This window comes from Halomonas sp. KX33721, assembly GCF_001596805.1.
In the GTDB taxonomy this organism is placed as follows: Bacteria; Pseudomonadota; Gammaproteobacteria; order Pseudomonadales; family Halomonadaceae; genus Vreelandella; species Vreelandella aquamarina.
Genome location: NZ_LVIA01000026.1, coordinates 1 through 22,617, shown reverse-complemented (window position 1 = coordinate 22,617; position 22,617 = coordinate 1). Strand labels below are relative to the sequence as shown.

Here is a 22,617-nt window from a genome sequence, read left to right as displayed (position 1 = left end):
ATTAAACTCCGGCGATTCCCAGGGTTGGCAAAGTAATACTAAACCCTTTGGTAAAAAGCATGAAAATAGCCAATGAAGTACACACTGAAAAGCCGACAAGTGTTGTCACACCTTTCAGAGTTACCTCATTCCCTTGCTTATTCAGCACCACCAAAACTGAAACCATGCCAAAAATGAGCATTGCCGTAGCAATCACATAACCTAGCACTTCAAGTAAAAAAGCATAAAGCACTAGTAACAAAAGTACTGATAGCCAAGCGACACATGGAGCCCAGGTGTTACTTTTCAACCTCTTTCCACTAGGCTCTTCGCCTTTATTGCAACGTGTTTTTTTATCATTGCTTTGAACAAGCGTCGTGAACAACGAAAAAAGGAGAAAAAATATCAAGAGGATACAAATTGCCTTGGGGAAAAATGCTGGCGACAAACTGCCGCCAGCTGCACTTCCGCGAATAGAAAAGCTTTCCATTAGGAAGTAGCCCACAAGGCCTATTAGTACAATATGAAACGTTGCTTCTGGAATAGGCCGTTGCATAAATCCCTCACTGAGCTAGTTTCTCAGCTTCTTCGATCATTACATGGGCAGTGTTCTCGACAAACTGATCAAGCTCATCGCCAAAGAGAGGCATAATATCAGAGCCCATCATTTCTGCAGCGCGCTGGAACTCTGGATCCTCTACGGCAGTCTTAATAGCCTCTACCCAGCGATCCTCAACTTCTTGGCTAATCCCTTTAGGTGCTGCAACACCCCGCCACTGACTAATGGAAAAGTCATACCCTTCTTCCAGCATGGTCGGTGAGTCAGGAATTGCACCGCTTCGCTCCTCTCCTGTCGTTACAATTGCATGGAGTCGTCCAGAGTCAATTGCAGATACCACTTCAGAAGGATTCAAAACAACAGCATCGATATGTCCTCCCATGGCAGCGGTCACAGCGTTAGCACCACTGTCATAAGGCACTACTTGAAAATTGACGCCGAGCTCTTCTGCCAGCGCAACTGCCATAACGTGCGTTGAAGACCCAACACCCGATGCCCCCACCATTAGCGGAGCTTGGCTGTTTTGAAGCTCGTTAACCATGCTTTCTAAAGAACTCCACCCCTTTTGGCTATTGACGGCAAGCACATAGGGTTCTACAAGTACACGGGCAATATACTCAAAATCGGTATAGGTAAAGCCAACGTTCCCAAGACCTTCAAGCGTAAATGTTGCATTGGTTGGAATTGTAACTACATAACCATCGGGCTTTGCAGCGATTGCCGTCGAAAATCCAACGGCTCCGCCGCCCCCCGATACATTGCGAACAACTACTGTTGTACCCAACGCCTCTTCAAGAGGATTTTGGATGGCACGAACAACATTATCAGCGCCACCACCAGCGTTCCACGGGACGATAAACTCTATATTTTTATCTGGATAATCTCCAAAAGTTAACGAGGAGGATAGAGCTACGGCAGCGACGGAAAGAGTTAATATTGTCTTTTTCATTTCTTTCACCTTTGGCGTTATTTCTGCAATTGAAAATTAATACTACTTTACCGAGTCAATCAGCCTTCTTAATACTTCTCGCTCATCATTAGCTGGCATCACCAGAGGTGCCCGGACACTTCCCGCCGGACGCCCGATAATCTCAGCGCCCGCCTTAATCAGACTAACGGCATATCCAGCTTTACGATCCCTAAGCTCAACAAAAGGAATAAAAAAATCGTTGGTGATTTGTTTCACACGACCTTTATTACCGTGGCGCAACTCCTTGTAAAACGTCACGGCCATTTCAGGCACGAAATTAAATACAGCCGAGGAGTATGTGTTCACACCGATAGACAGGTACGCTTCCGCGAAGATTTCGGCCGTAGGAACGCCACCTACATAGACCAGTCGATCGCCAACCGTTTTGATGATGGTATTGAGCGCCTGAATATCGCCCTTGCCGTCTTTCAGCCCGATCAAGTTTGGGCAGGCGTCAGCCAGGGCTTGAACGGAGGCAGCATCGAGAATGCCATTACCGCGATTGTAGTAAACGACATTAATCGAGGTGGAATCACAGATTTGCTGTGCATACGCTACCAGGCCATCTTGAGGGCACTCCGTCAAGTAGGGAGGCATCAGCAAAATGCCATCAGCGCCAGCGTCCTCGGCGGCTTTTGCAAAAGACTTACCCGTCTCCACACTCAAGCCTGCACTCGCAATTACTGGCAGGCGCCCATCGATCACCTCCACAGCCACGCGGACAATATCGCGATACTCTTCCAGTGACAGGTTAAAAAACTCTCCGGTGCCACCCGCAACAAAGACAGCAGAAATATCGTGACTGATAAACCACTCGAGGCGTTTGCGATAACTAGCTTCATCAAACCGGCCATGGTCATCAAAATCGGTGATGGGAAATGACAGCAAGCCATCACTAATGGCATTAATTACAGCTTCTCTTGAAAACGTCACTTTGCACCCTCTTTTTGAATATCGCTGGCCACTATGAGGAACCGATATCTTCGCTGGCCAACATATTATGTAATACATCATACAACTCAAAGATAAATACTGACGCTTTGAAGTGCAAGCTGCACAATCCAAAATTAAACCAAAGTAGCAATACCAAAAAATCTGAGGCTTATTTAGAGACAACGCCCACATATACCAAGCCGCTTTGCTTTATAAACGGATATTACAGGTACACAATCCAATCAGGCTGAAACAGCGGCGGCAAAAACTCCTCTGGATAACCGCCCGGGTTGGCGATAATGCGGGTGCCGCTGTGTCGTGTATCCACCGGTTCGTGAACGTGGCCGTGAATCCACAAGTCCATCTTGCCCATCAGTTGCGGGAGGTGGGAGGCAAAGGCGGGCGAGAGCGCGTCGCCTATATACTGTTCGGGAATGCAACCGTGCAATGGAGCATGATGGCTCACCACGACGCGGGGGCCATCGAAAGGCTGTTGAAGCTCGCGACTCAACCACTCCAGCGCCTCACGGTGCATGTCTTGGCTGGCTTGGGGAGTGAACACTTGGCCGGGAGCCGTGGTAATGATGCGAAAATCAGGCATGTAGCGCAGTGCTTTCGCTTCGGTGTCTAATGGATTGCGGGTGGGGTCGTCGGCATAGAGCGCAAAATCTGTCCAGAGCGTCGTGCCGTAAAAGCGTACTCCGCCAATGGTCACGCTGCGATTATCCAGCAGCTCAATATCATACCGAGCGGCTTCTAGCGCTAACTCTTGGCGCAGCAGCGGCATGCTGGTGCCGTAGAACTCATGGTTGCCCGGCACGTAGAGAATCGGCAGGTCGGGAAACTGCTGCCGTGCCCATGCCAACCCTTCTGCTCTGCGATGAATATCCCCTGCCAACACCACCACATCCGCCTCGGCAGGCGGCAGTTCGCGGTGTCCGTCAAAATGTTCTAAATGAAGATCGGATAAAACTCTTAAGCGCATAGAACGTCTCTCATTATGCTTACATGGGCCTGAGATTAAGCCGTTAATAGGCAAGGCGAGCGATAAATTGGCGGGCAAACTCGACCACCACGGCTTCGGCTTCCCGATGAGGAATATGACCGATGCCGGGCAGCATTTCGCAGTGAGCGGGACCTTGGGTATAGCGGGCAATACGCTCAGGCTGACGATGAGACCCGTACTCGTCTTTTTCGCCATGCAGCACGAGTGTCGGGCACTGTACTTGTTCAAGCGCTGGGATGAGTGACCACTCTGCAAACGCGGGGCTTAGCCATGTGTCCACCCAGGCGTTGAGTACCCAGCGGGCTTTGTCGCCGTGATACTTGGCCAGCTTGGCGAACTGTTCCGGCGCTTGAAAAGCCGCTTGTGCCTCTTCGATACCGCGCCTTGTGCGCGTTTCGTTAAATGCTTGGGCGGCGATGGTGATAAGCCCCTGACACTGAGTTGCATAACGCCCAGCGCAATGTACGGCCATACAGCCACCCACGCTGTGCCCGAGGGCAATAAAGCGCGTGATCTGATAAGCCTGGCAAAGCGCTGCAAAGCTACCGGTAGGTTCATCGTCAACAAAGCTCAGTGGTAGCGGTGTTGCGCTGGCATTTGATTGGCCAAATCCTAGCCGGTCATAGGCAATCACCGGCTGGTGCGTGGCGGTACATAGCGCCGCGGGAAAACTGCGCCAGAGTTCTACACAGCCCAGTGAATCATGAAACAGCACAATCGGGACATCCGAGCGTGGATTATTTGGCTGCCACCTACGAGTATAAAGGCAACCGTCGGGAGCGCTTACCCAGCGGTCTTGATGGTGAATAGCGGGCATTGATGTCATCTTAATGTTGTTAGTGTGTAATGAGCTCACAGCCAACATAGCATGTAGTACGCCGCTAACGTTTTAAGAAGTTGCTTTTAAGCGGCAGCCCCACCCAGCTAGCCAAGGTGAACGCTTTTTCACTAAGCATCGCCATGCTGTGTATCTCTTGAGCACGTCGTCCTCAACGAAATGCTGCACCGCAACAAAAAGAGACTATACTGGTAAGGTTGTCCCACAGGAGGACCATGTGATGACAATCATAAAGGCAATCCCAGCACGTAATGATGAAGTGCTCGCGTTTTGGCAATGTCAGGCGCAGTGGCAGCGCGCCGCCAATGATGCACTCGCCAACTTTTACTGCTAACGAGCGTTTTGCTCGACTGTTATATCCCCTATAGACGAAAAGATAACACCCCAAGCCGACACCCTCTGTCGGCTTTTTTGTATTATGAAAATCTTTTCCATTCAACAGGCCAGGAAGAAGCAGCGCTTCTTTGTCCCGTTTTGTAAGCTATTTCTTACATGCCATGGCATATCACTTACATCTTTTTGACTAGCCACGCCTTGCAAAAGCGCCTAATATTCACATCACAGCTATCTTGCTGCATTGCACAAAGCAAACTGCGTATAACAAAAATGATTCTTCAACCTCTGCACCAGGAGTGTTCGCCATGCAAAATGCCTCTAATCAACACCCGGCAATGGAAGTCGATGTCATGGAAGTGTGGGCAAAACGCGCGCAGCAGCAACGCGCCGCGTTCGACGCCCTAGCTGCCTATATGCGTCAGCAGTAAGGCGCTGACTACGTCTTGGTCAGCGCCTTTGGCAAACGACCAAGACGTGGGGTGTCATGACCTCCCCCCCCCTCTTCAACGGGCTGCTGATCCAACTGCGCCAGATACGCCTCCTGAAGGATATACATACGTTTGACGTCACGGTATTGACCGTTGATGAAGAATTCCTGTACCAAGTGGCCCTCTTCGATGAACCCGCTCTCCTCGTAGAGATGGATCGCTTTAACGTTCTGTACCGCTACGATCAAGTAGACCTTGTGCAGATTCAAAATCGTGAAGGAGTAGTGCAGCGCTTGGCGAATCAGTGAGCGTGCGAACCCTTTGCCCTGATGCTCTGGGGTAATGATAATTTGAAACTCGGCGCTGCGGTGGATGTAGTCAATCTCAATGAGCTCCACCAAGCCAATGGCTCGGCCCGTGCTGTCTTCGGCAACAAAGCGCCGTTCCGCATTGTCGTGAATATGCTTGTTATACAGCTCCTCAAGCTCATCAAACGACTCATACGGCTCTTCAAACCAGTACGACATAATGCTCTGATTATTGTTGAGCTCATGCACAAAGCGCAGATCGTTACGCTCTAGAGCACGTAAAAACAGGGTGGGGCTCATGAAAACACTCACTTATCAATTACATAATGCTCACCAGCAGGAAAGACGCACCTGCTGACAAAGCACACATTCATCCATATTCGTAGTGTAGCGGTTTACTTACCGTTAGGTGATTGGCCAGACACTACCGCTGAAATGAGAATAGCGCGCTTAACGGGTGCTGACGGCCTTCAATGAGCGCGCGCAGCAGTTGTGCGCCTATCATGCTGTAGGTAATGCCGTTGCCACCATAGGCCATGGCAAAATGAACCCGTGGCCCTAGCGCCTCATGAGGCCCGAAATAGGGTAAACCATCGTCCGTTTCCGCAAAGGTGCCGCCCCAACAAAACGTCGGGTTGATCTTTAAACCCGGCCAGAGCGCTTCTACCTTTGCGGCCAGCGTCTGGGCTTTTTCCATCACACGCGCATCCCGGCACTCCGGAATATCTTCCTCATCATCTTCACCGCCGATGAGCAGCCGCCCATCCTGGGTAGAGCGTAGGTAGAGATATGGTCGCGCCGACTCCCACACCAGGGTATGGCTTAGCTTGCCCAGCACCTCAAGAGGCAACGGGTCAGTGACAAACGCGTAGCTGCTGCGATTTTCGGCTACCGGTTCAGGCAACCACGACTGGCTCTCGTAACCCGCTGCGATAATCACCTGTTGGCAGCGTAGCGTCGCTCCGTTGCGCAAGATCACCTCGACACCCTCGGCGTTCGGCTCAAGCCGCTCGACCTGTGTGCGATCAAACACACCTCCGCCACGCCGCACCACATTCTCCAGCAGATGATACGCCATACGGTAAGGGTCGATGCTGGCGGCCAACGAGGAAAGAATCGCCCCTGGAGCTGAAAAACCGTAGTCGGATTCAAGCGCACGCTGGTCAAGCCAGGCAACGTCAAAGCCAAAGCGCTTGCGCATCGCAAGCTCCGCTTTCAGGGCCGCCACATCTCCGTCATGACTGGCAAAATAGAGGCTCTGCTGACGGCTAAACGCCACATTGCCAAGTTCCGCCGCGAGTCGCTCCAGCGAATGAATCGCTTCGGCACAGCTACGATAAGCCATCACCGCATTAGCTTCTCCGTACTGCTCGGCCAAATGGACCATGTGGGTATCAATTTCGTACTGCAGCAGCGCCGTACTGGCAGCAGAGCTGCCCCACCCTACGTCCCTGCGTTCAAGAACCACCACTTGATGACCGTGGCGACTTAGCTCGTCGGCAATTAACGCCCCTGTAATACCGCCACCAATAATCACCGTTTCCGTTTGGTGATCGTAGGTAAGCTGCGGGAAAGCCGTTAACAGACCATTTTTCACCGTCCAAAACGGGTAACCACTTTTAAGATCCATCTAATTGCCTATGCTAGGTTGCCATGCGGTAGGAGTTGGTTATACAAACGATGACCCATGTCTGCGATAACCATGTTTGCGATAACCATAGCTGTTTATATCCATAGTGCCCTGTTCGGGAGGGCCGCCGGGAGAGAATTATATGATCGACTTACGTAGCGATACGGTGACACGCCCTACCGCCGCCATGCGAGACGCTATGATGTCAGCACCGCTGGACGATAATGCGTGGGGCGACGACCCAACGGTGAATGCCTTTCAAGCCACGCTAGCCGAGCGATCAGGTAAGGAAGCCGCGCTGCTATAAGAGCACGGCGTACTGATAGAGCTGCTCTACGCCACACAGATGGTGGTGCATCGTGATATCAGCGACAGCGATATTGAGCAGGTATTAAATACCATCAAGCGCTACTTCGTTCAGGCTTAACCGAGCGATTCGTCCCTTACAACAGCGCTGAGCCGAGTGCGAGGTGCACCGCGATGGCAGCCATCATCAGGCCAATCAGCCCATCGATGGTGCGCCAAGCGCCGGGGCGAGAGAGCCAGGGCGACAGCGCCGCGCCGCCCCAGGCCAGCAAGCTAAACCAAAGAATCGACGCCGTTGACGCCCCGGCGACGAACACACCGGCGCTCTCCTGCTGAGCGCCAATGGCGGGAATTAACAGCAGCGTATCGAGATAGACTTGCGGGTTAAGCACCGTGACCGCCAGAGTTGCCAGTAACACGCCGCGCAAGCTGCGCGCTTTGGCGCTGTTGGCCTTTAAGCCTTCACGGCCACTGGCAGCTCGCCATAACGCTTGTGCCGCTAGCCAGGCCAAGAACAGCACGCCCACCCAGCGCATGGCTTCCATGGCGTTAGGCATGGTGAGCAAAAACGCACTGGCACCAAACATACCCGCCGTAAGCAGAATGATGTCCGCGCTCATACACAGCCCCGCCGACCACCAGTGATACTCACGACGAATGGCCAGCCCCAGCACATAGGCGTTCTGCGCCCCAATCGCCATGATAATGCCGCCGCACACCACTAAACCCGTTAGGTAGCTTTCCCACATCGCCGCTCGCCTTATGCTTGAGTTAAGAAAGCGCTAGGGTAAGGGTAAGTTGACATAACAAAAAATCATCTTGCTAATAGTTCATTAGCGCAGCTTATACACGCTCAGGTTAAGCGCTTATAAGCGCCGCAGCCCCCACATAAAGTAGGCGCCGCCGATCAGCGAAGCCACTAAGCCTGCCGGAATCTCATAAGGGAACATGATTTGACGGCCTACCCAGTCGGCCAGCACCATCAACAGCATACCGATCAAGGCAGCGCCTACTAAGTGCTGGCGGGCGCGGGCGAAGCCCATTAGCCGAGCCATATGCGGGGCCAACAAGCCAATGAAGGAGAGCGGTCCCACCACTAGCGTGGCGCAGGCGGTAAGCAAGGCGACCAGCAGTAACAGCGCTAGGCGCGCACGGTTCAGACCTATGCCCAGAGAACGCGCTGTGGCGGTACCCAGCGGCATAATATCTAGCCAGCGGGTGAACGGCAGCGATACCAACGCAAGCCCCGCCGCCATACTGCCTACGAGCAGCGCGCTGCCTACATCCACGTAATAAGTAGAGCCTGCCAGCCATGCAATAACCTGCTGGCCGCGCGGGTCACCGCCCGCCAGCAGCACGCTGCGCACCGCATCGAACAGCGCGCTAATCGCTACGCCGCTGAGCAGTAAACGCTCAGGCACAAAGCCACTCTTACGGTTGAGCGCTACCAGCACAAGCAGCGTCGCCAACGCCCCTAGCGTTCCTATCGCCACCAGCAGGGCATTGCTGGGGGCGGGGAGCAGGTAAATACCTAAAATCAGTGCAATGGCACAGCCACCGCTGATACCCAGCACTTCGGGGCTCGCCATAGGGTTAGCCGAAAGGCGCTGCAGAATAGTGCCCGCTATTGCCAGCATCAAACCGCTGGCCGCTGCTGCTATCACGCGCGGAAAGCGCCACTCAATCACACCCCAATTCGTCGGGGCGATGATGCTCCAGCCGTTTGCCCCTTGCCCCACCAAATGGCCCACCACCATAGCTGCCACCAGCGCCAGCAGTAGCCCAGTGGCTAATCGATAGGGCGCGGCATGGCGCGTGATCACCACGCCGGAGGCCTGGGGAGGACGGTCGCCCTGCAGCTTAAGGCGCGGAATTAACCACATCAGCAGCGGTGCGCCTAAGGCGCCCGTCACGGCCCCGGTGGGAATCAGCGTCGCCACCATGCCGGAAAAGCGCTGCAGTAAGAGGTCCGTGGTGGCCAGCAGCACGGCGCCTAATAATGTCGACCAAAGCAAGCGCGCACGCAGCGTGCGTGCCCCCGCCATACGCACAATATTGGGGGCCGCTAAACCAATGAAGCCGATAATACCCACCACGCTCACCACGCTACCGGTAATAAACACCGCCAGCCCTAACCCGGCAAAGCGCAAATGCTTCAGCGAAATCCCCAGGCTTTTGGCGCTGGCGTCATCTAACTCTAAAACCGCCAAAGGACGCAGCAACAGCCATGCCGCCAAGCCGCAAATGGCAAGCCTAGGAGCCAGCGACGCCACGCCATCCCAACCATTTTGAGCCAGCGATCCCGCGCCCCAAATCAGCAGCCCGGAAAGCACCTCGTGGTTAAACAGCAACAGCGCGGTGGAGAGTGCGCCCAGGTATAAATTAACGACCAGGCCCGCCAACACCACCACAACAGGGGCCAAACCGCGCCGCCAGGAGAGCAGGAACACCAGCCCCACCGCCAGTGCGCCACCCGACAAGGCGACCCACTCACGCCCCACCACCAACAACCCTGGCGCCAGCAAGGTAGCGGTCATCAGCGCCAGATTAGCGCCCGATGCCACCCCCAACGTGGTGGGTGACGCCAACGGGTTGCGCAGCACCTGCTGCATGAGCACGCCCGCTAGCCCCAAACCGCCCCCGGCCAACAGCGCGATCGAGAGGCGCGGCCACCAGGCGTAATAGAGCAGAAGCTCGTCGACATTCTCGAAAGAAGGGGTCACTAATGCCTCTAGGCCCAGCGCAAAACCGCCTTGGCTCTCTAGACCGACCCAAAACAGCACGACCATCGGCAGGCTCAGCAACAGACAAGCTTTCGCGGGGGTCATTCCTCCCATTCGTTGAGCAGCGCCTAGCATGATGCCCCTCCGTTGGTGGTGGCGGGACGATTCACCAAAAGAGCGAGGGCAGGCGGCTGCGTCATGGGAGTGACCTTGGATATAAGCAAACGAGTGCATGGAAATGAGCGCGTGAATGACTGTCGAAGATTCTAAATGATAATAATTAGCACTACAATTGCCCCCTTGATTTATGTCTCCGCATGAGGAACCCCATCATGGCAGCCAAACCGAGCTATCGGCTTTTCGATATCACCCTTGCCAGACGCACCCAAGTCAGCGCCTCATTAGTCAGGTTTACTTTCACTGGCCCGGAAGTCAGCCATATGGCGACCTACGCACCGGATCAGCGTGTCAAGCTGTTCTTCCCCGAAGGCGGTGGTAGTCTCGATCCGCTGTTTGAGATTGCCAAGCTGGAAGAGCATGACTGGTACGGCGCTTACCGCGCACTACCGGATGCACAGCGCCCCTCTGCGCGCACCTACACCATTCGCGCTCTGCGGCCGGAGAAGGCAGAGGTGGACGTAGAATTTGTACTCCATGGCGACAATGGCCCCGCATCGCGCTGGGCTATGCACGCCCGCCCAGGTGACCGCCTTGCCATGACAGCCCCCGACGCTAACTCGGAAGGCCCAAAGCTGGGCTACGAGTGGAAGCCGCCCCAAGGTGTACGCCGTATTCTGATCATCGCCGATGAAACCGCCCTCCCCGCCGCCGCAGGCATTCTTGAAACTCTTGATGACCTGCCGCTCAAACCCAGGGTCGAAGCGCTGTTCGAAGTGCCTCGCAGTGACGACGTTCAGCCGCTGCCCCAAGCCGCTAAGCTGCACTGGCTGGCCCGCGATGCTGAACCCGGCTGCCAACACGGTGAGCTGCTGATGAGAGCAGTGCGCGATATTGATTTGCATAAGGAAATTCAAGCGCTAGGCGGCGTGCCTACGGCAGCCACTAGCAACGACGAAAGCGACGATGAGGACGGCCCACTCTGGGAACCCGCCACCCTGGATGACAGAGCTCCCTTCTACGCTTGGATAGCTGCTGAAACCAAGGTCGCTATGAAGCTGCGTCGCTACTTAGTCAACGAGTGCGGGCTACCCAAGCAGTACGTTACCAGCATGGGCTACTGGCGCCAGGGCAAGGCCAATGGTTAAAGGAACGGCAAACAACACGGCGTTAAACAGTGATCTCACACGCAAGCCAGCTCAAACGCCTATTGGCTGGCGAGACAGCCCTGACAGCTATGGGCGGGTCAGCCGTGCGCTTCACTGGCAGACCGCCGCGCTGGTCACGCTGCAATTTACTGTGTTGCTGGCTTGGCGGGGAATGGGCGGAAACGCTATCACGCTGTTTTTGGCAAGCATTGGGCCTCATGGCTCGTTAGGGTTTCTGATTCTGATCGTGACGCTGGCTCGCCTTGGCTGGGCATGGGTCAACCGCAAGCAGCGTCCTCCGCAGCCGCTCGGATGGGATGGCCGCATAGCACGCCTTGTACATATCACTTTTTATGCGCTCCTGCTGTTGCTGCCTGCTTTCGCCATTTTGCGCCAGTACGGCCGCGGCGGGGCACTACGCTTTTATGGCATGGAGCTGCTGCCCGAAGCGGAACGCGACATCACCTGGATGATCGCCCCAGCCAAGCTCCTTCACGGCCCGCTCTCGTGGCTGTTATGTGGATTAGTCATCGGCCACATCACGATGGCGCTGATTCACCGCTTCTGGCTCAAAGACCGGGTACTGGCACGTATGGTGGGGGCAAGGGGGCGGTGAAGCATTGAGCAAAGCCACCGCACAGCTTTCGAGTAGTGCACAGCGCAACACTGCCGCCTACTCATCCCCTCGCCAACGGCTGCGTGGTTGGCTGGGGTAGCAAGCGCGGCCTAAGGTGAGGCATAATCGAACGAATCTCAATCCAACTGTTCAAGGCTACCTAGTTCCCCCTGTGCGGCCTGGACATGGGTGGCTATTCATAGAGCATAATCCAGCCGCATGGACTACGACTACCTCAACAGTCTACGTAAATACCATCCCGCTTGGCGGCTGCTGCTGGCCGACCACGCACCGCTGATCATTGCCTTCGTGCATCGCAGTTTTATCGAGCCCAATGTGCGCAGCCTGCCGGAGCAGGAGCTGGCGGCAAGGCTGGAAGACTATCTGTTCCACCTTCGCCAGGGGCTGGGCGAAGGGCACTTCCCAAAGCCCGCGCGGGAGTATCTGAATGACTGGGCCAGCGATGAACGCGGCTGGCTGCGGCGCTATTTTCCCGCCGACTCGGACGAACCGCATTACGACCTGATACCTGCCGTCGAGCAAGCCATTCAGTGGCTGGCCGGGCTCGAGCAGCGCACCTTCGTGGGGGCGGAGTCGCGATTGAAGTTGGTCTTCGACCTGCTACGTGACATCTCCCAGAACAGCGAAACGGATCCCGAGACGCGCATCGCGGAGCTGAGTCGCCGCCGCGCCGCCATTGACGCAGAGATCGAGGAGATTCGTGCCGGCCATATGGCGTTCATGGATCCCACGCGACTACGCGAGCGCTTTCTTCAGGCCACCGACACGGCTCGGGCGTTACTGGCCGACTTCCGCCAGGTGGAGCAGAATTTTCGTGACCTGGATCGCCAGGTACGCGAACGAATCGCCACCTGGGAGGGCGGCAAGGCCGCGATACTGGAGGAGGTACTGGGCCAGCGTGATGCCATTACAGACTCCGACCAGGGCCGCAGTTTTCGTGCCTTCTGGGACTTCCTGATGTCCGCCGACCGCCAGCAGGAGCTCACCGAACTGCTGGAGTCGATCCTGTCGCTGGAGCCGGTCGCTGAGCTGAATCCTGACCCGAGGCTGCGCCGCATCCACTATGACTGGCTAACCGCCGGAGAAGCGACCCAGCGCACCGTGGCCCGGCTCTCCGAACAGCTGCGACGCTATCTGGACGATCAAGCCTGGCTGGAGAATCGGCGTATCATGGATCTGCTGCGCGGTCTGGAACAGCACGCCCTGGCGGTGCGCGAGAACCTGCCAACCACCCCTTTCATGACCGTAGAGGCTCCCGCCCCCGACGTCCAGTTGGCCATGGATCGGCCGCTGTTCAGCCCTCCCATCAAGCCACGTATCGAGCAGGCGCCGCTCGAGGAGGGAACCGCGGACATCGCTGCCGACCCACTGTTCGAACAGGTCTACGTGGAGAAGGAGCGGCTGCGGGCCCGGCTACGCCAGGCGCTGCAGACCCAGCGCCAGATCAGCCTGGAGGCGCTGCTGCAGCGGCATCCACTGGAACAGGGACTGGCGGAGCTGGTGACTTGGCTGAGCCTGGCCACCGGGGAGGGGCTGGGCCTCGTCGATGAAACGCAGGAGCAGGTCGTGTATTGGACCGATGACCAGGGCCAGCAGCGCCGCGCCGCCCTGCCTGCGGTGATCTTCGTTAGTGGCCACCAGGGAGCCCACCCATGAACGAGACCGGCACCCCACCCAACGAGCGCGAACCGGCGCTCTCTCCGGTGTTGATCCAACTGTTCAAAGGCGTCCTCTACCGCGATGACCAGTCTGGAGCGTGGCAGGATCTGTTGCGACTCCAGGCGCAAGTACGCGACCATGCCGGTGTATTCGGGCTGGAGCTGATCCTGGACGAAGCCGAGGGCTACGCCTATTTGCGCCAGCGCCCGACCGAGGAGGGCGAGGAGGAGCTGCCGCGTCTGGTACCACGCCGCCAGCTCAGCTACCCGGTCAGCCTGCTGCTGGCACTGCTGCGCAAGAAGCTGGCAGAGCATGACGCCACCGGCTGCGATCCGCGGCTGATTCTCTCTCGCGAGCAGATCGCCGACATGCTGCGCCTGTTCCTGCCTGAAACAGGGGATGAAGTGCGCCTGATGAGCCGCATGGACAGCCATATCAAGCGGGTAGTGGAACTGGGCTTCCTGCGCCGGCTGCGCGGCCAGGAGGAGCGCTTCGAGGTGCGCCGCATTCTCGCCGCCTTCGTCGACGCCCAATGGCTCGCCGAGTTCGACCAACACCTAGCAGACTACCGCCAGCACCTGGATAACGACGATGACGGATAATCCGCAGAACGCGCTGTTCGACTTCGCCAGCGACGACTCTCACACCGGGTTTCGGCTCCAGCGCCTGGAGGTCTACAACTGGGGCACCTTTCATCAGCGAGTCTGGCACCTGGCACCGAATGGCGAAACCAGCCTGCTCACCGGCGACATCGGCTCCGGCAAGTCGACGCTGGTGGACGCCATCACCACCCTGCTGGTACCGGCCCAGCGCATCACCTACAACAAGGCCGCCGGCGCCGAACAGCGCGAGCGTAGCCTGCGCTCCTACGTGCTTGGCTACTATAAGACCGAGCGCAGCGACGGCGCCTGGCCGCCAAGCCCGTTGCCCTGCGTGACTTCAATAGCTACTCGGTGATTCTCGCGCAGTTCTACCATGCCGGCTACGACCAGCACGTCACCCTGGCCCAGCTGTTCTGGCTGCGCGACAGCCAAGGGCAACCCGCTCGCAGCTATGTGGTCGCCGACCGGCCGCTGACCATCACCGAGGACTTCGCCAACTTCGGCAGCGACCTCAATGCCCTGCGCAAGCGCCTGCGCCAGCTGCCCCAGGTGGAGCTCTTCGACCACTTCCCGCCCTATGGGGCGGCGTTCCGCCGGCGCTTTGGTCTCGACAGCGAGCAGGCCCTGGAGCTGTTCAACCAGACGGTCTCGATGAAATCGGTCGGCAATCTCACCGAGTTCGTGCGCGGGCATATGCTGGAAGCCTTCGCGGTGGAGGAGCGCATCGACGCGCTGATCCGTCACTTCGAGGACCTTGACCGCGCCCACCAGGCGGTGCTCAAGGCGAAAGCGCAGATCGACGCCCTGCAGCCGATGGTCGACAACCTGGACCGCTACGCCGAGGCCAGCGACCAGGCCCGGGAGCTCACCGCCTGCCGCGAGGCGCTACAACCCTGGTTCGCCGGAATCAAGGCACAGTTACTTGAGCAGCGGCGGGAGAAGCTGGAGCGGGAGCTGGAACGGCTGGCCTCGCGTATTGAGGCGCTGACCAGCGAGCAACAGCACAACCAGGCCAAGCGCGACGAGCTGAAGCAGGCCATTGCCGACAACGGCGGCGACCGCCTGGAGCAACTCAAGCGACAGATCAAGGATCAGGGCGAGCGGGCCGATGAGCGCCGTCGGCGGGCCGAGGAGTACCAAACGCTTACCCAGCGCCTGGCGCTGGACCCACTGGGCGACGAGGCGGTGTTTGTGGAGAACCGCCAGCGGGTGGAACACGCCCTCGAGACCCTGGAGGACCGCAAGGCCGAGGCCCAGAACGCGGTAACCGAGGCGGCGGTCGCCTTCCGCGATGGCCGCGAGGGTGTCGAGGAGGTCGAGCGCGAGCTGAACTCCCTACGCCAGCGTCGCTCCAACATCCCTGCCGCCATGCTGGCATTGCGTGAGCGGCTGTGCGAGAGCACCGGGCTGCCAGTGGAGTCGCTGCCCTTTGCCGGTGAGTTGATCCAGGTGCGTGATGAAGAGCGCGACTGGGAGGGCGCCATCGAGCGCGTGCTGCACAATTTCGGTCTGTCGCTGCTGGTGCCGGATGCACACTATCAGGAGGTCGCCGAGTGGGTGGACCGCACCCACCTGCGTGGACGCCTGGTCTACTACCGGGTGCGCGAGCCGAAAGGCGCCAGCCTGCCGCAGCTGCACCCGGACTCCCTGGTGCGCAAGCTCGCCGTACGGCCAGACTCCGACTTCTACGCCTGGCTGGAACAGGAGCTCGCCCGCCGCTTCGACTACGCCTGCTGCCGCGACCTGGCGCAGTTGCGCCGCGAGCAACGCGCCATCACCCGTAGCGGCCAGATCAAGGCCAAAGGCGAGCGCCACGAGAAGGACGACCGCCACGCCATCAATGACCGTGCCCGCTATGTGCTGGGCTGGAGCAACGAGGCCAAGATCGCCGCCCTGGAGCAGCAGCAGTATCAGCTGCAGCAGCGGCTACAGCAGCTGGCCGACACCCTGAGCCAGGCCCAGGAGACCCAGAAGCAACTGGAAACCCGCGGCACCCTGCTCCACCGGATCGATGTCTACCGCCACTTTCAGGAGCTTGACTGGCACACCCCGACGCTGCTCATCCAGCGACTCGAGGAGGAGCGCCAGTCGCTCGAGTCAACCTCGGATACGTTGCGCCTGCTCCAGCAGCAGCTCGGCGACTTGGAAGCAGAGCTCAAGGAGCAGGATGCGCGCCTGACCGGGCTGCGCGACGAACGCGCCACTGCACGGCTCAAGTACGATCAGGCCGGTGAGACCCAGGCCGAGGCCGAAGCCCTGGTGGAGCGTACCGCTGCCACGGTGCGCGAAAGCGACTTTCCCCGCCTCGACGCGCTACGCCCCGAGGCCCTGCCCGAGCGGCGCCTGACCGTGGAGTCCTGCGACAATGCCGAGCGGGAGATGCGCACTTGGCTTCAGGGGCGCATCGACGCCGAGGAGAAACGCCTCAAGCGCCTCGGCGAACGCATCATCGACGCCATGCGTAGCTACCAGACCGAGTGGCCACTGGAGACCCGCGAGGTGGACGTCAGCATCGCCGCCGGCGACGAGTACCGCGGCATGCTCGAGCAGCTGGTCGGTGACGACCTGCCGCGCTTCGAAGCCGACTTCCGCAAGCTGCTCAAGGAGAACACCATCCGCGAGGTGGCCGGCTTCCAGGCCAAGCTCAACCAGGAGCGCGAGCTGATCCGCGAACGCATCGATACCATCAACCGCTCGCTGCACGCCATCGACTACAACCCCAACCGCTATATCCGCCTGCAGGCCGAACCGACCCCGGATCCCGAGGTACGCGAGTTCCGCGAGTCGCTGCGCGCCTGCACCGAAGGGGCGCTGACCGGTTCGGAAACCGAGGAGTACTCCGAAGCCAAATTCCTGCAGGTCAAAGCCATCATCGAGCGCCTGCGCGGGCGGGAGGGCCAGACCGAACCCGACAAGCGCTGGACACGCAAGGTCACCGATGTGCGCAACTGGTTCGTCTTCTCCGCCTCGGAACGCTGGCGAGAGGACGACGCCGAGCACGAGCACTACACCGATGCTGGCGGCAAATCCGGTGGTCAGAAGGAAAAGCTCGCCTACACGGTGCTGGCCGCCAGCCTGGCCTACCAGTTCGGCCTCGAAACGGGCGGGCAAAGTTCACGTTCATTCCGCTTCGTGGTCATCGATGAAGCCTTCGGCCGCGGCTCCGACGAATCCGCCCGCTACGGTCTGGAGCTGTTCCAGCGGCTCAATCTGCAACTGCTGATCATCACCCCGCTGCAGAAAATCCACATCATTGAGCCCTTTGTGGCCAACGTCGGCTATGTGCACAACGACGGCGGTCAGCACTCGATGGTGCGCAACCTCAGCATCGAGGAGTATCGCGCCGAGCGCGCCGCCCGCAGCATGATAAGCGCGTCATGAGCTGGAGTACCCCTGCATCCATCCGCGCGCAGGTGGAAAAGGCCTGGGACAGCGGCCGCCTTCTCGCCGCCCGGGTGTCCGGCGAATCGCCGTTCCCCCTGGAGATCCGCCTGCGCCGCCCCAGCGCCCGGGACATCACCGAGCGCTTCGGCGCGGTGATGGACTGGGTGAACGCACTGCGGGAGCAGAGCCGGGAGAGACGCGGCTACGGCTACGAACTGCGCTGGCAGCAGGTCAACAACCGGGTTCACGGCAGCAACGCCATTCCGGTGGCAGCGATCATCGCCGATGAAACCCAGGCCCTGCAGCTGATCCGTCGCCAGCAGGATGCCCAGCGCTTCCAGGCCCTGGTCGACACCCTGCTTCACCACCACCTCGAACTGCAGGATTGGATAGCGCGCCACCCCCTCGCCGTGCTCCGCCATGCCCACGACTGGCCCCGCCTGCTGGCCGTACTGGCGTGGTTCCTGGCCCACCCGCGGCCAGGGCTCTACCTGCGCCAACTGGACATTCCCGGCGTCGACACCAAGTTCATCGAAACCCGCCGGGGCCTGCTCGCCGAGCTGCTGGATGTGGTGCTACCGGCGACCGCCATCCACCGCGATGCCAGCGGCGTTAAGGGCTTCGCGCGCCGCTATGGCCTGCGCACGGAAGCGCCGCAGATCCGCTTCCGTCTGCTCGACCCGGCGCTGTCCATTCAGGGCCTGCGCGATATCGCGGTTCCGCCGGAGGAGTTCTCCGGGCTGAGCCTGCCGGTGCAGCGTGTGTTTATCACCGAGAACCGCACCAACGGCCTGGCCTTCCCCGAGACATCCGCCAGCCTGGTGATCTTCGGCTTGGGCTATGGCCTGGAGAGGCTGAGAGAGATCCCCTGGCTGCACGATAGCGCGCTCTGGTACTGGGGCGACATCGACACCCACGGCTTCGGCATCCTCAACCGCCTGCGCGCCAGCTTGCCCCATGCCCGCTCCCTATTGATGGACCGTCCCACTCTGATGGGCCACCACCCCCTGTGGGGCCAGGAACCCGAGGAGAAGCGCTACACCGGCCACCCCACCCGGCTCACCGCCGACGAGCAGGCACTGTTCGAGGAACTGCGCGCAGACCGTTTGGGCGCGAGGGTGCGACTGGAGCAGGAGCGCATCTCCTTCAGCGCCGTCGAGCGTGCGGTGGCGGCGACCGAGGTCATTACACAAGGGCGTTAATGCGCACCGCTATCGCGATGCTACGCATGACCTAACGCTGCATCGACTATCGGTAACAAGCTAGCAGGGTGCGGGTAATTGAATCAGCCCAGAGTTGAGAAATGCAAGGAGGTCAAGCACGAGAGATAGAAGCAACGATTCTCGTTTACTCTATGGAGATCGACTCCCTGTAAGATAAACTCCTTGCACAAGGAAACCAGCATGTTCGAGGTCAAGGGTGCCACTTTCGTTTCGAGATCAACGGCAAATGCCTGCTGCATTCTGTGGCGCACCGTTTCAAAGAGGGCAAGATCTACGGGTTGATCGGCCATAACTCTACTCGTCGATTTGATCAATGATCTACACCCAGACTTACCGAATATTGCCTCGGTAGACATACTCAACCCGACGAGGCTGCTCCGCGATATAGTACGCGTTATGCCAAGCCGCTGGGCATGCTAAACTGCTATTTGTATCGCTGTTTTTTGCTCTGGAGGCCGCCGTGACGAATTCCCACCGCCGTAAGTTACCCATCGGGATTCAGACGTTCTCGGATATCCGCGAGGGCAACTATTACTACGTCGATAAAACCCCGCATATCGAGCGTTTGGTTAATCAGAACAAATACTATTTCCTATCGCGGCCGCGCCGCTTCGGCAAAAGCCTGTTGCTGGATACCCTGCGCTGCCTGTTTGAAGGCCGCCAAGCGCTATTTGAAGGGCTCTATATTCATGATAGGTGGGACTGGCAGCAGCGCTACCCGGTGATTCGTATTAGCTTTGCCGATGGAGTGATGCAGAGCCGTGAAGGGCTGGACGAGCGTATTCGTGAGCAGTTAAGGGTTCAACGCGAGCAGTTCGGCATTACTCAGCATCATAAAACCGATATACCGGGTGAATTTTCTGCCCTAATCCGCGCCGCCCACCAGCAGAGCGGCCAGCGGGTGGTTGTGCTGATCGATGAGTACGACAAACCGATTCTGGATAATATCCTGGTGTCGGAGCGCGCCCGAGAACTACGCGAGGGCCTGAAAAACCTTTACAGCGTTATCAAAGACGCCGACCCGCACTTGCACTTTGTGCTGCTTACCGGTGTTTCCAAGTTCAGCAAGGTCAGTCTGTTTTCGGGCTTGAACAATCTGCGCGATATTACCCTGTCGCCCGACTATGCGACCCTTTGTGGCTATACCGATGACGACATTGATACAGTATTTGAACCCGAACTGTCTGGGTTAGACCGTCAGGAAATCAAAAAGTGGTATAACGGCTATCGTTGGGGTGGCCGAGAGGTTACGTCTGTCTACAATCCCTTCGATGTACTGTTGCTGTTCCAAGAACAAGAGTTCGGCCCGTACTGGTTTGAGTCTGCGACGCCGACGTTTTTGGTCGATATCCTCAAGCAGCGGGGAGTGTTTACCCCTCGATTGGAGACCTTACAGGCAAAAGCGCAGTTGCTAGGGCGCTTTGATGTGGATGACATCACCACCGAAGGGCTACTTTTTCAAACGGGTTATATCACCATTAAGGACGTGCAGGAGCCCATACTGGGCTATCGCCTCTATACGCTAGGCTTTCCGAATCGAGAGGTGGAAAGCAGTCTCAACGATTTATTGCTACCGGTACTGGGTATCAACGCAAGCGAGGCACAAACCCATCAACTGGCGTTATTCGATATTTTTCAGCGCCATGATCTGGCTGCTTTGGAAGCTCATCTCAAAGCCCTTTATGCAGGACTCCCCCACGACTGGTACCGCAACAATCCCATTGCCCAATATGAAGGCCACTATGCCAGTGTCTTCTATAGCCACTTTGCCGCTCTGGGGCTGGATGTGACGGTGGAAGATGCCAGCCACCACGGCAAGGTGGATATGAGTGTGGACGTTGGTGGGCATATTTACCTGTTTGAGTTTAAGGTGGTCGAACAACTGCCAGAAGGTAAAGCGCTGACGCAAATCAAATACAAGGGCTATGCCGATAAGCACCGCGCCTCCGGCAAACCCATACACCTGATCGGCGTGGAGTTTTCCAGCACCCAGCGCCAGATTGTAGCGTTTGAGGTGGAGACCTTGGTTAAAAGCTCTTGAACCATCCCTGGCTCAACAACCCTACGGCGGTTCGATTGCCTCCATTTCCACACTAGTCGGCTGCTCACCATCTAGCTGCTCTGTCGCCAACAGCTTGCCACTCTCCAGCCGCACCAACCTATCCGCGAGGTGGAAATAGCGGTCATCGTGGGTGATCACCAGCACCGCTTTGCCCATGCGTTTTAGCTCGAGCAACACCTCGCAGTAAAACACCTCTTTGAATAACGGATCCTGATCCGCCGCCGAGGAATACCGTCACGTAACGCTGGCCGCGCCGAGAGGCGGTTTCGTCGACGCCGACGGTGGCCACGTTGCTCAAATCCAGCTCCCCCAGCATGCGGCCGACGTAGTGGTGCACGATGCGCCACAGCCGCTTGTCGGAGATCTCCAGCTGCCGGGAGACGGCCAGTACCGGCATCTCCTTGACCAGCGACATGGCGGCTTGCTCGAACAGCAGGGTGAAGTCGCTGCCTGGCCGCGCCCAAGGCACCTCAATGCGCTTGACGCCATGTACGGGGCACTTAGTGCGAGGCACGCGGGCATGCAGGTAGCAGTGGTGCTGGAAGAAATTGAGGTGCCGCCAGGTCTTGTCGGCGAAGTCGTGAGCCGGGCAGGCCTTGCCGCACTCAGGACAGGGGTAGAGGCTGCCTCGCTCGGCCTCGACGTAGAGGTCCAGGCGATGGGGTGACACGGAGGTATCCAGGTGCTGGTCCTTGAGGATCCAGGGCGCTTCCAGGCCCAGGCCGAGGGTCAGAATCTGGGTGCCGTCCATGCCATGCCTCCTGTCGTCGTGGAGGTCATATCCTGGCCCAGCTCAGGGGGCGAATTCCACACCCAACGACGAAGAGCCCACTTTTGTGGCGGTTGACCGTCAGCCGGAGTGAGTTCTCGAGAAAATCACTCAGGCTGGCCATGACGCGCTCGCCCGCTCGCCGACTCCTGACATACACCTGCAGGTCGTCGGCGTAGCGGCAGAAGCGGTGGCCGCGACGCTCCAGCTCCTTGTCCACGTCATCCAGCAGAATATTCGCCAGCAGCGGACTCAGCGGTCCGCCCTGGGGTGTTCCCTGCTGGCGTGGCGCAGCCAGACCGTCCTGGAACATCCCGGCTTCCAGGTAGCGGCGGATCAGGCGCCGTACCCGCTTGTCGCGGATACGGCGCGCGACCCGCGCCATCAGCAGGTCGTGGTTCACCCGGTCAAAGAAGGCTTTCAGGTCAAGATCGACCACCCAACGGTGGCCGGCCGCCACATGGGCCTTCATCGCCGAGACGGCCTGCTGGGCACTGCGCCCTGGCCTGTATCCGTAGCTCGATGCCGAGAATGTCGGATCGAAGATCGGCGTCAGTACCTGAAGCAGCGCCTGCTGGATCAGCCGGTCGGTCACCGTGGGGATGCCGAGCTGCCGCGTCCCGCCCTTGGGCTTGGGAATCTCGACGGCCCGGATCGGGCTGGGATGATACTCACCGGCCAGCAGCCGCTCACGCAGCGTCGGCCAGTACTGTTTCAGGTGATCGGCCAGCTGGTCCACCGTCATGCCATCGGCACCCGGTGCGCCTTGGTTGGCAACCACCTTCCGGTAAGCCCGCGCCATGTTGGCCTTCGCTACCACGGCCTCCATGAGCGGGGCGGGCTCCGCTTTCGTCCACGATGACGACGCCGGGACCGTCTCGACGCCCACCGGCCGGGACTCAGGGTTCCGCCCCTGCCCCTCTGGGTGGGTGACGGTATCAGCGTCAGTGTCTGTCTTCATGATCGATCCTCGAGACGTCATCGCCTACTCGCGGTTCTY

General features: G+C 58.4%; 21 protein-coding genes and 2 pseudogenes. 10 read left to right on the top strand and 13 right to left on the bottom strand.

Annotation, left to right across the window (positions count from 1 at the left end; all coding sequences use genetic code 11):
• Position 1 precedes the first annotated feature (1 nt).
• From A3220_RS10405 to A3220_RS10385, 5 genes are all read right to left on the bottom strand, one after another.
• Entirely contained in the window at positions 2–535 is a 534-nt protein-coding gene (locus tag A3220_RS10405) for a tripartite tricarboxylate transporter TctB family protein (RefSeq protein WP_062374732.1), read from the bottom strand.
• Between the two features lie 7 nt (positions 536–542).
• Positions 543–1,487 carry a tripartite tricarboxylate transporter substrate binding protein gene (locus A3220_RS10400; protein ID WP_062374730.1) on the bottom strand — a complete coding sequence of 315 codons (945 nt, stop codon included), beginning with the start codon at positions 1,485–1,487 and terminating at the stop codon, positions 543–545.
• A gap of 42 nt (positions 1,488–1,529) precedes the next feature.
• Entirely contained in the window at positions 1,530–2,441 is a 912-nt protein-coding gene (gene kdgD / locus A3220_RS10395) for a 5-dehydro-4-deoxyglucarate dehydratase (protein ID WP_062374729.1), read from the bottom strand.
• 223 nt (positions 2,442–2,664) lie between these two features.
• Positions 2,665–3,426, bottom strand: coding sequence for a metallophosphoesterase (locus tag A3220_RS10390; protein ID WP_062374727.1), 762 nt, complete (start codon positions 3,424–3,426; stop codon positions 2,665–2,667).
• A 43-nt stretch (positions 3,427–3,469) separates the two neighbouring features.
• The gene (locus A3220_RS10385) at positions 3,470–4,162 is read right to left on the bottom strand and encodes an alpha/beta hydrolase (protein WP_252860454.1); all 693 of its coding nucleotides are present in this window, start codon (positions 4,160–4,162) and stop codon (positions 3,470–3,472) included.
• Between the two features lie 764 nt (positions 4,163–4,926).
• On the opposite strand from A3220_RS10385, the gene A3220_RS18175 reads away from it, so the two are divergent.
• Complete coding sequence (locus A3220_RS18175) at positions 4,927–5,049, top strand: hypothetical protein (protein ID WP_255319117.1); 123 nt, start codon at positions 4,927–4,929, stop codon at positions 5,047–5,049.
• Positions 5,050–5,057: 8 nt separating this feature from the next.
• On the opposite strand, the gene speG is transcribed toward A3220_RS18175, so the two are convergent.
• Positions 5,058–5,657, bottom strand: a complete 600-nt coding sequence (gene speG / locus A3220_RS10380; protein WP_062374726.1) for a spermidine N1-acetyltransferase — start codon at positions 5,655–5,657, stop codon at positions 5,058–5,060.
• Between the two features lie 124 nt (positions 5,658–5,781).
• Positions 5,782–6,987 (bottom strand): FAD-dependent oxidoreductase, encoded by a 1,206-nt coding sequence (locus tag A3220_RS10375; protein ID WP_062374724.1) that lies wholly within the window; start codon positions 6,985–6,987, stop codon positions 5,782–5,784.
• Positions 6,988–7,129: 142 nt separating this feature from the next.
• Between A3220_RS10375 and A3220_RS16935 the strand changes: the two are divergent.
• A pseudogene (locus A3220_RS16935) lies at positions 7,130–7,291 on the top strand (beta-eliminating lyase-related protein); the annotation flags it as partial.
• 139 nt (positions 7,292–7,430) lie between these two features.
• Here A3220_RS16935 and A3220_RS10370 read toward each other — a convergent pair.
• Complete coding sequence (locus A3220_RS10370) at positions 7,431–8,042, bottom strand: LysE family transporter (protein ID WP_044628963.1); 612 nt, start codon at positions 8,040–8,042, stop codon at positions 7,431–7,433.
• 117 nt (positions 8,043–8,159) lie between these two features.
• Positions 8,160–10,151, bottom strand: a complete 1,992-nt coding sequence (gene fhuB, locus A3220_RS10365; RefSeq protein WP_062374722.1) for a Fe(3+)-hydroxamate ABC transporter permease FhuB — start codon at positions 10,149–10,151, stop codon at positions 8,160–8,162.
• A 197-nt stretch (positions 10,152–10,348) separates the two neighbouring features.
• Between fhuB and A3220_RS10360 the strand changes: the two genes are divergently transcribed.
• From A3220_RS10360 to A3220_RS10335, 7 genes are all read left to right on the top strand, one after another.
• Positions 10,349–11,281 (top strand): siderophore-interacting protein, encoded by a 933-nt coding sequence (locus tag A3220_RS10360; RefSeq protein ID WP_062361326.1) that lies wholly within the window; start codon positions 10,349–10,351, stop codon positions 11,279–11,281.
• Positions 11,274–11,897 carry a cytochrome b gene (locus A3220_RS10355; RefSeq protein WP_062374720.1) on the top strand — a complete coding sequence of 208 codons (624 nt, stop codon included), beginning with the start codon at positions 11,274–11,276 and terminating at the stop codon, positions 11,895–11,897. The genes A3220_RS10360 and A3220_RS10355 overlap by 8 nt, the downstream gene beginning before the upstream one ends.
• Positions 11,898–12,116: 219 nt before the next feature.
• Positions 12,117–13,574: a DUF3375 domain-containing protein gene (locus tag A3220_RS10350; RefSeq protein ID WP_062374719.1), complete on the top strand. Its 1,458-nt coding sequence runs from the start codon at positions 12,117–12,119 to the stop codon at positions 13,572–13,574.
• The gene (locus tag A3220_RS10345; protein WP_062361334.1) at positions 13,571–14,179 is read left to right on the top strand and encodes a DUF4194 domain-containing protein; all 609 of its coding nucleotides are present in this window, start codon (positions 13,571–13,573) and stop codon (positions 14,177–14,179) included. The genes A3220_RS10350 and A3220_RS10345 overlap by 4 nt, the downstream gene beginning before the upstream one ends.
• Positions 14,169–14,534 (top strand): ATP-binding protein, encoded by a 366-nt coding sequence (locus tag A3220_RS17565; RefSeq protein WP_217284287.1) that lies wholly within the window; start codon positions 14,169–14,171, stop codon positions 14,532–14,534. Before A3220_RS10345 ends, A3220_RS17565 begins: the two co-directional genes overlap by 11 nt.
• Positions 14,531–17,560 carry an SbcC/MukB-like Walker B domain-containing protein gene (locus tag A3220_RS10340; protein ID WP_217284286.1) on the top strand — a complete coding sequence of 1,010 codons (3,030 nt, stop codon included), beginning with the start codon at positions 14,531–14,533 and terminating at the stop codon, positions 17,558–17,560. Before A3220_RS17565 ends, A3220_RS10340 begins: the two co-directional genes overlap by 4 nt.
• Positions 17,557–18,765, top strand: coding sequence for a DUF3322 domain-containing protein (locus tag A3220_RS10335; protein ID WP_062361338.1), 1,209 nt, complete (start codon positions 17,557–17,559; stop codon positions 18,763–18,765). The genes A3220_RS10340 and A3220_RS10335 overlap by 4 nt, the downstream gene beginning before the upstream one ends.
• A gap of 83 nt (positions 18,766–18,848) precedes the next feature.
• On the opposite strand, the gene A3220_RS17435 is transcribed toward A3220_RS10335, so the two are convergent.
• Positions 18,849–19,076, bottom strand: coding sequence for a hypothetical protein (locus A3220_RS17435; RefSeq protein WP_062374717.1), 228 nt, complete (start codon positions 19,074–19,076; stop codon positions 18,849–18,851).
• A 170-nt stretch (positions 19,077–19,246) separates the two neighbouring features.
• Between A3220_RS17435 and A3220_RS10325 the strand changes: the two genes are divergently transcribed.
• Entirely contained in the window at positions 19,247–20,827 is a 1,581-nt protein-coding gene (locus tag A3220_RS10325) for an ATP-binding protein (RefSeq protein ID WP_062361343.1), read from the top strand.
• Positions 20,828–20,848: 21 nt separating this feature from the next.
• On the opposite strand, the gene A3220_RS16930 is transcribed toward A3220_RS10325, so the two are convergent.
• The 3 genes and pseudogenes from A3220_RS16930 to ltrA form a co-directional block, all read right to left on the bottom strand.
• Positions 20,849–21,004: a hypothetical protein gene (locus tag A3220_RS16930; RefSeq protein WP_208596182.1), complete on the bottom strand. Its 156-nt coding sequence runs from the start codon at positions 21,002–21,004 to the stop codon at positions 20,849–20,851.
• Positions 21,005–21,071: 67 nt separating this feature from the next.
• Positions 21,072–21,599: pseudogene (locus tag A3220_RS10320) on the bottom strand (helix-turn-helix domain-containing protein); the annotation flags it as partial.
• 25 nt (positions 21,600–21,624) lie between these two features.
• On the bottom strand, positions 21,625–22,578 hold the full coding sequence (ltrA, locus tag A3220_RS10315) for a group II intron reverse transcriptase/maturase (protein WP_252860453.1): 954 nt from the start codon (positions 22,576–22,578) through the stop codon (positions 21,625–21,627).
• Positions 22,579–22,617: the final 39 nt, after the last annotated feature.

Bases quoted from the DNA above. Each gene is read 5' to 3' on its own strand.
- A3220_RS10405 (WP_062374732.1), bottom strand. From the start codon at position 535: ATGCAACGGCCTATTCCAGAAGCAACGTTTCATATTGTACTAATAGGC.
- A3220_RS10400 (WP_062374730.1), bottom strand. From the start codon at position 1,487: ATGAAAAAGACAATATTAACTCTTTCCGTCGCTGCCGTAGCTCTATCC.
- A3220_RS10390 (WP_062374727.1), bottom strand. From the start codon at position 3,426: ATGCGCTTAAGAGTTTTATCCGATCTTCATTTAGAACATTTTGACGGA.
- A3220_RS18175 (WP_255319117.1), top strand. From the start codon at position 4,927: ATGCAAAATGCCTCTAATCAACACCCGGCAATGGAAGTCGATGTCATG.
- speG (WP_062374726.1), bottom strand. From the start codon at position 5,657: ATGAGCCCCACCCTGTTTTTACGTGCTCTAGAGCGTAACGATCTGCGC.
- A3220_RS10375 (WP_062374724.1), bottom strand. From the start codon at position 6,987: ATGGATCTTAAAAGTGGTTACCCGTTTTGGACGGTGAAAAATGGTCTG.
- A3220_RS10370 (WP_044628963.1), bottom strand. From the start codon at position 8,042: ATGTGGGAAAGCTACCTAACGGGTTTAGTGGTGTGCGGCGGCATTATC.
- fhuB (WP_062374722.1), bottom strand. From the start codon at position 10,151: ATGCTAGGCGCTGCTCAACGAATGGGAGGAATGACCCCCGCGAAAGCT.
- A3220_RS10360 (WP_062361326.1), top strand. From the start codon at position 10,349: ATGGCAGCCAAACCGAGCTATCGGCTTTTCGATATCACCCTTGCCAGA.
- A3220_RS10355 (WP_062374720.1), top strand. From the start codon at position 11,274: ATGGTTAAAGGAACGGCAAACAACACGGCGTTAAACAGTGATCTCACA.
- A3220_RS10350 (WP_062374719.1), top strand. From the start codon at position 12,117: ATGGACTACGACTACCTCAACAGTCTACGTAAATACCATCCCGCTTGG.
- A3220_RS10345 (WP_062361334.1), top strand. From the start codon at position 13,571: ATGAACGAGACCGGCACCCCACCCAACGAGCGCGAACCGGCGCTCTCT.
- A3220_RS17565 (WP_217284287.1), top strand. From the start codon at position 14,169: ATGACGGATAATCCGCAGAACGCGCTGTTCGACTTCGCCAGCGACGAC.
- A3220_RS10335 (WP_062361338.1), top strand. From the start codon at position 17,557: ATGAGCTGGAGTACCCCTGCATCCATCCGCGCGCAGGTGGAAAAGGCC.
- A3220_RS17435 (WP_062374717.1), bottom strand. From the start codon at position 19,076: ATGGCCGATCAACCCGTAGATCTTGCCCTCTTTGAAACGGTGCGCCAC.
- A3220_RS16930 (WP_208596182.1), bottom strand. From the start codon at position 21,004: ATGGGCAAAGCGGTGCTGGTGATCACCCACGATGACCGCTATTTCCAC.
- ltrA (WP_252860453.1), bottom strand. From the start codon at position 22,578: ATGAAGACAGACACTGACGCTGATACCGTCACCCACCCAGAGGGGCAG.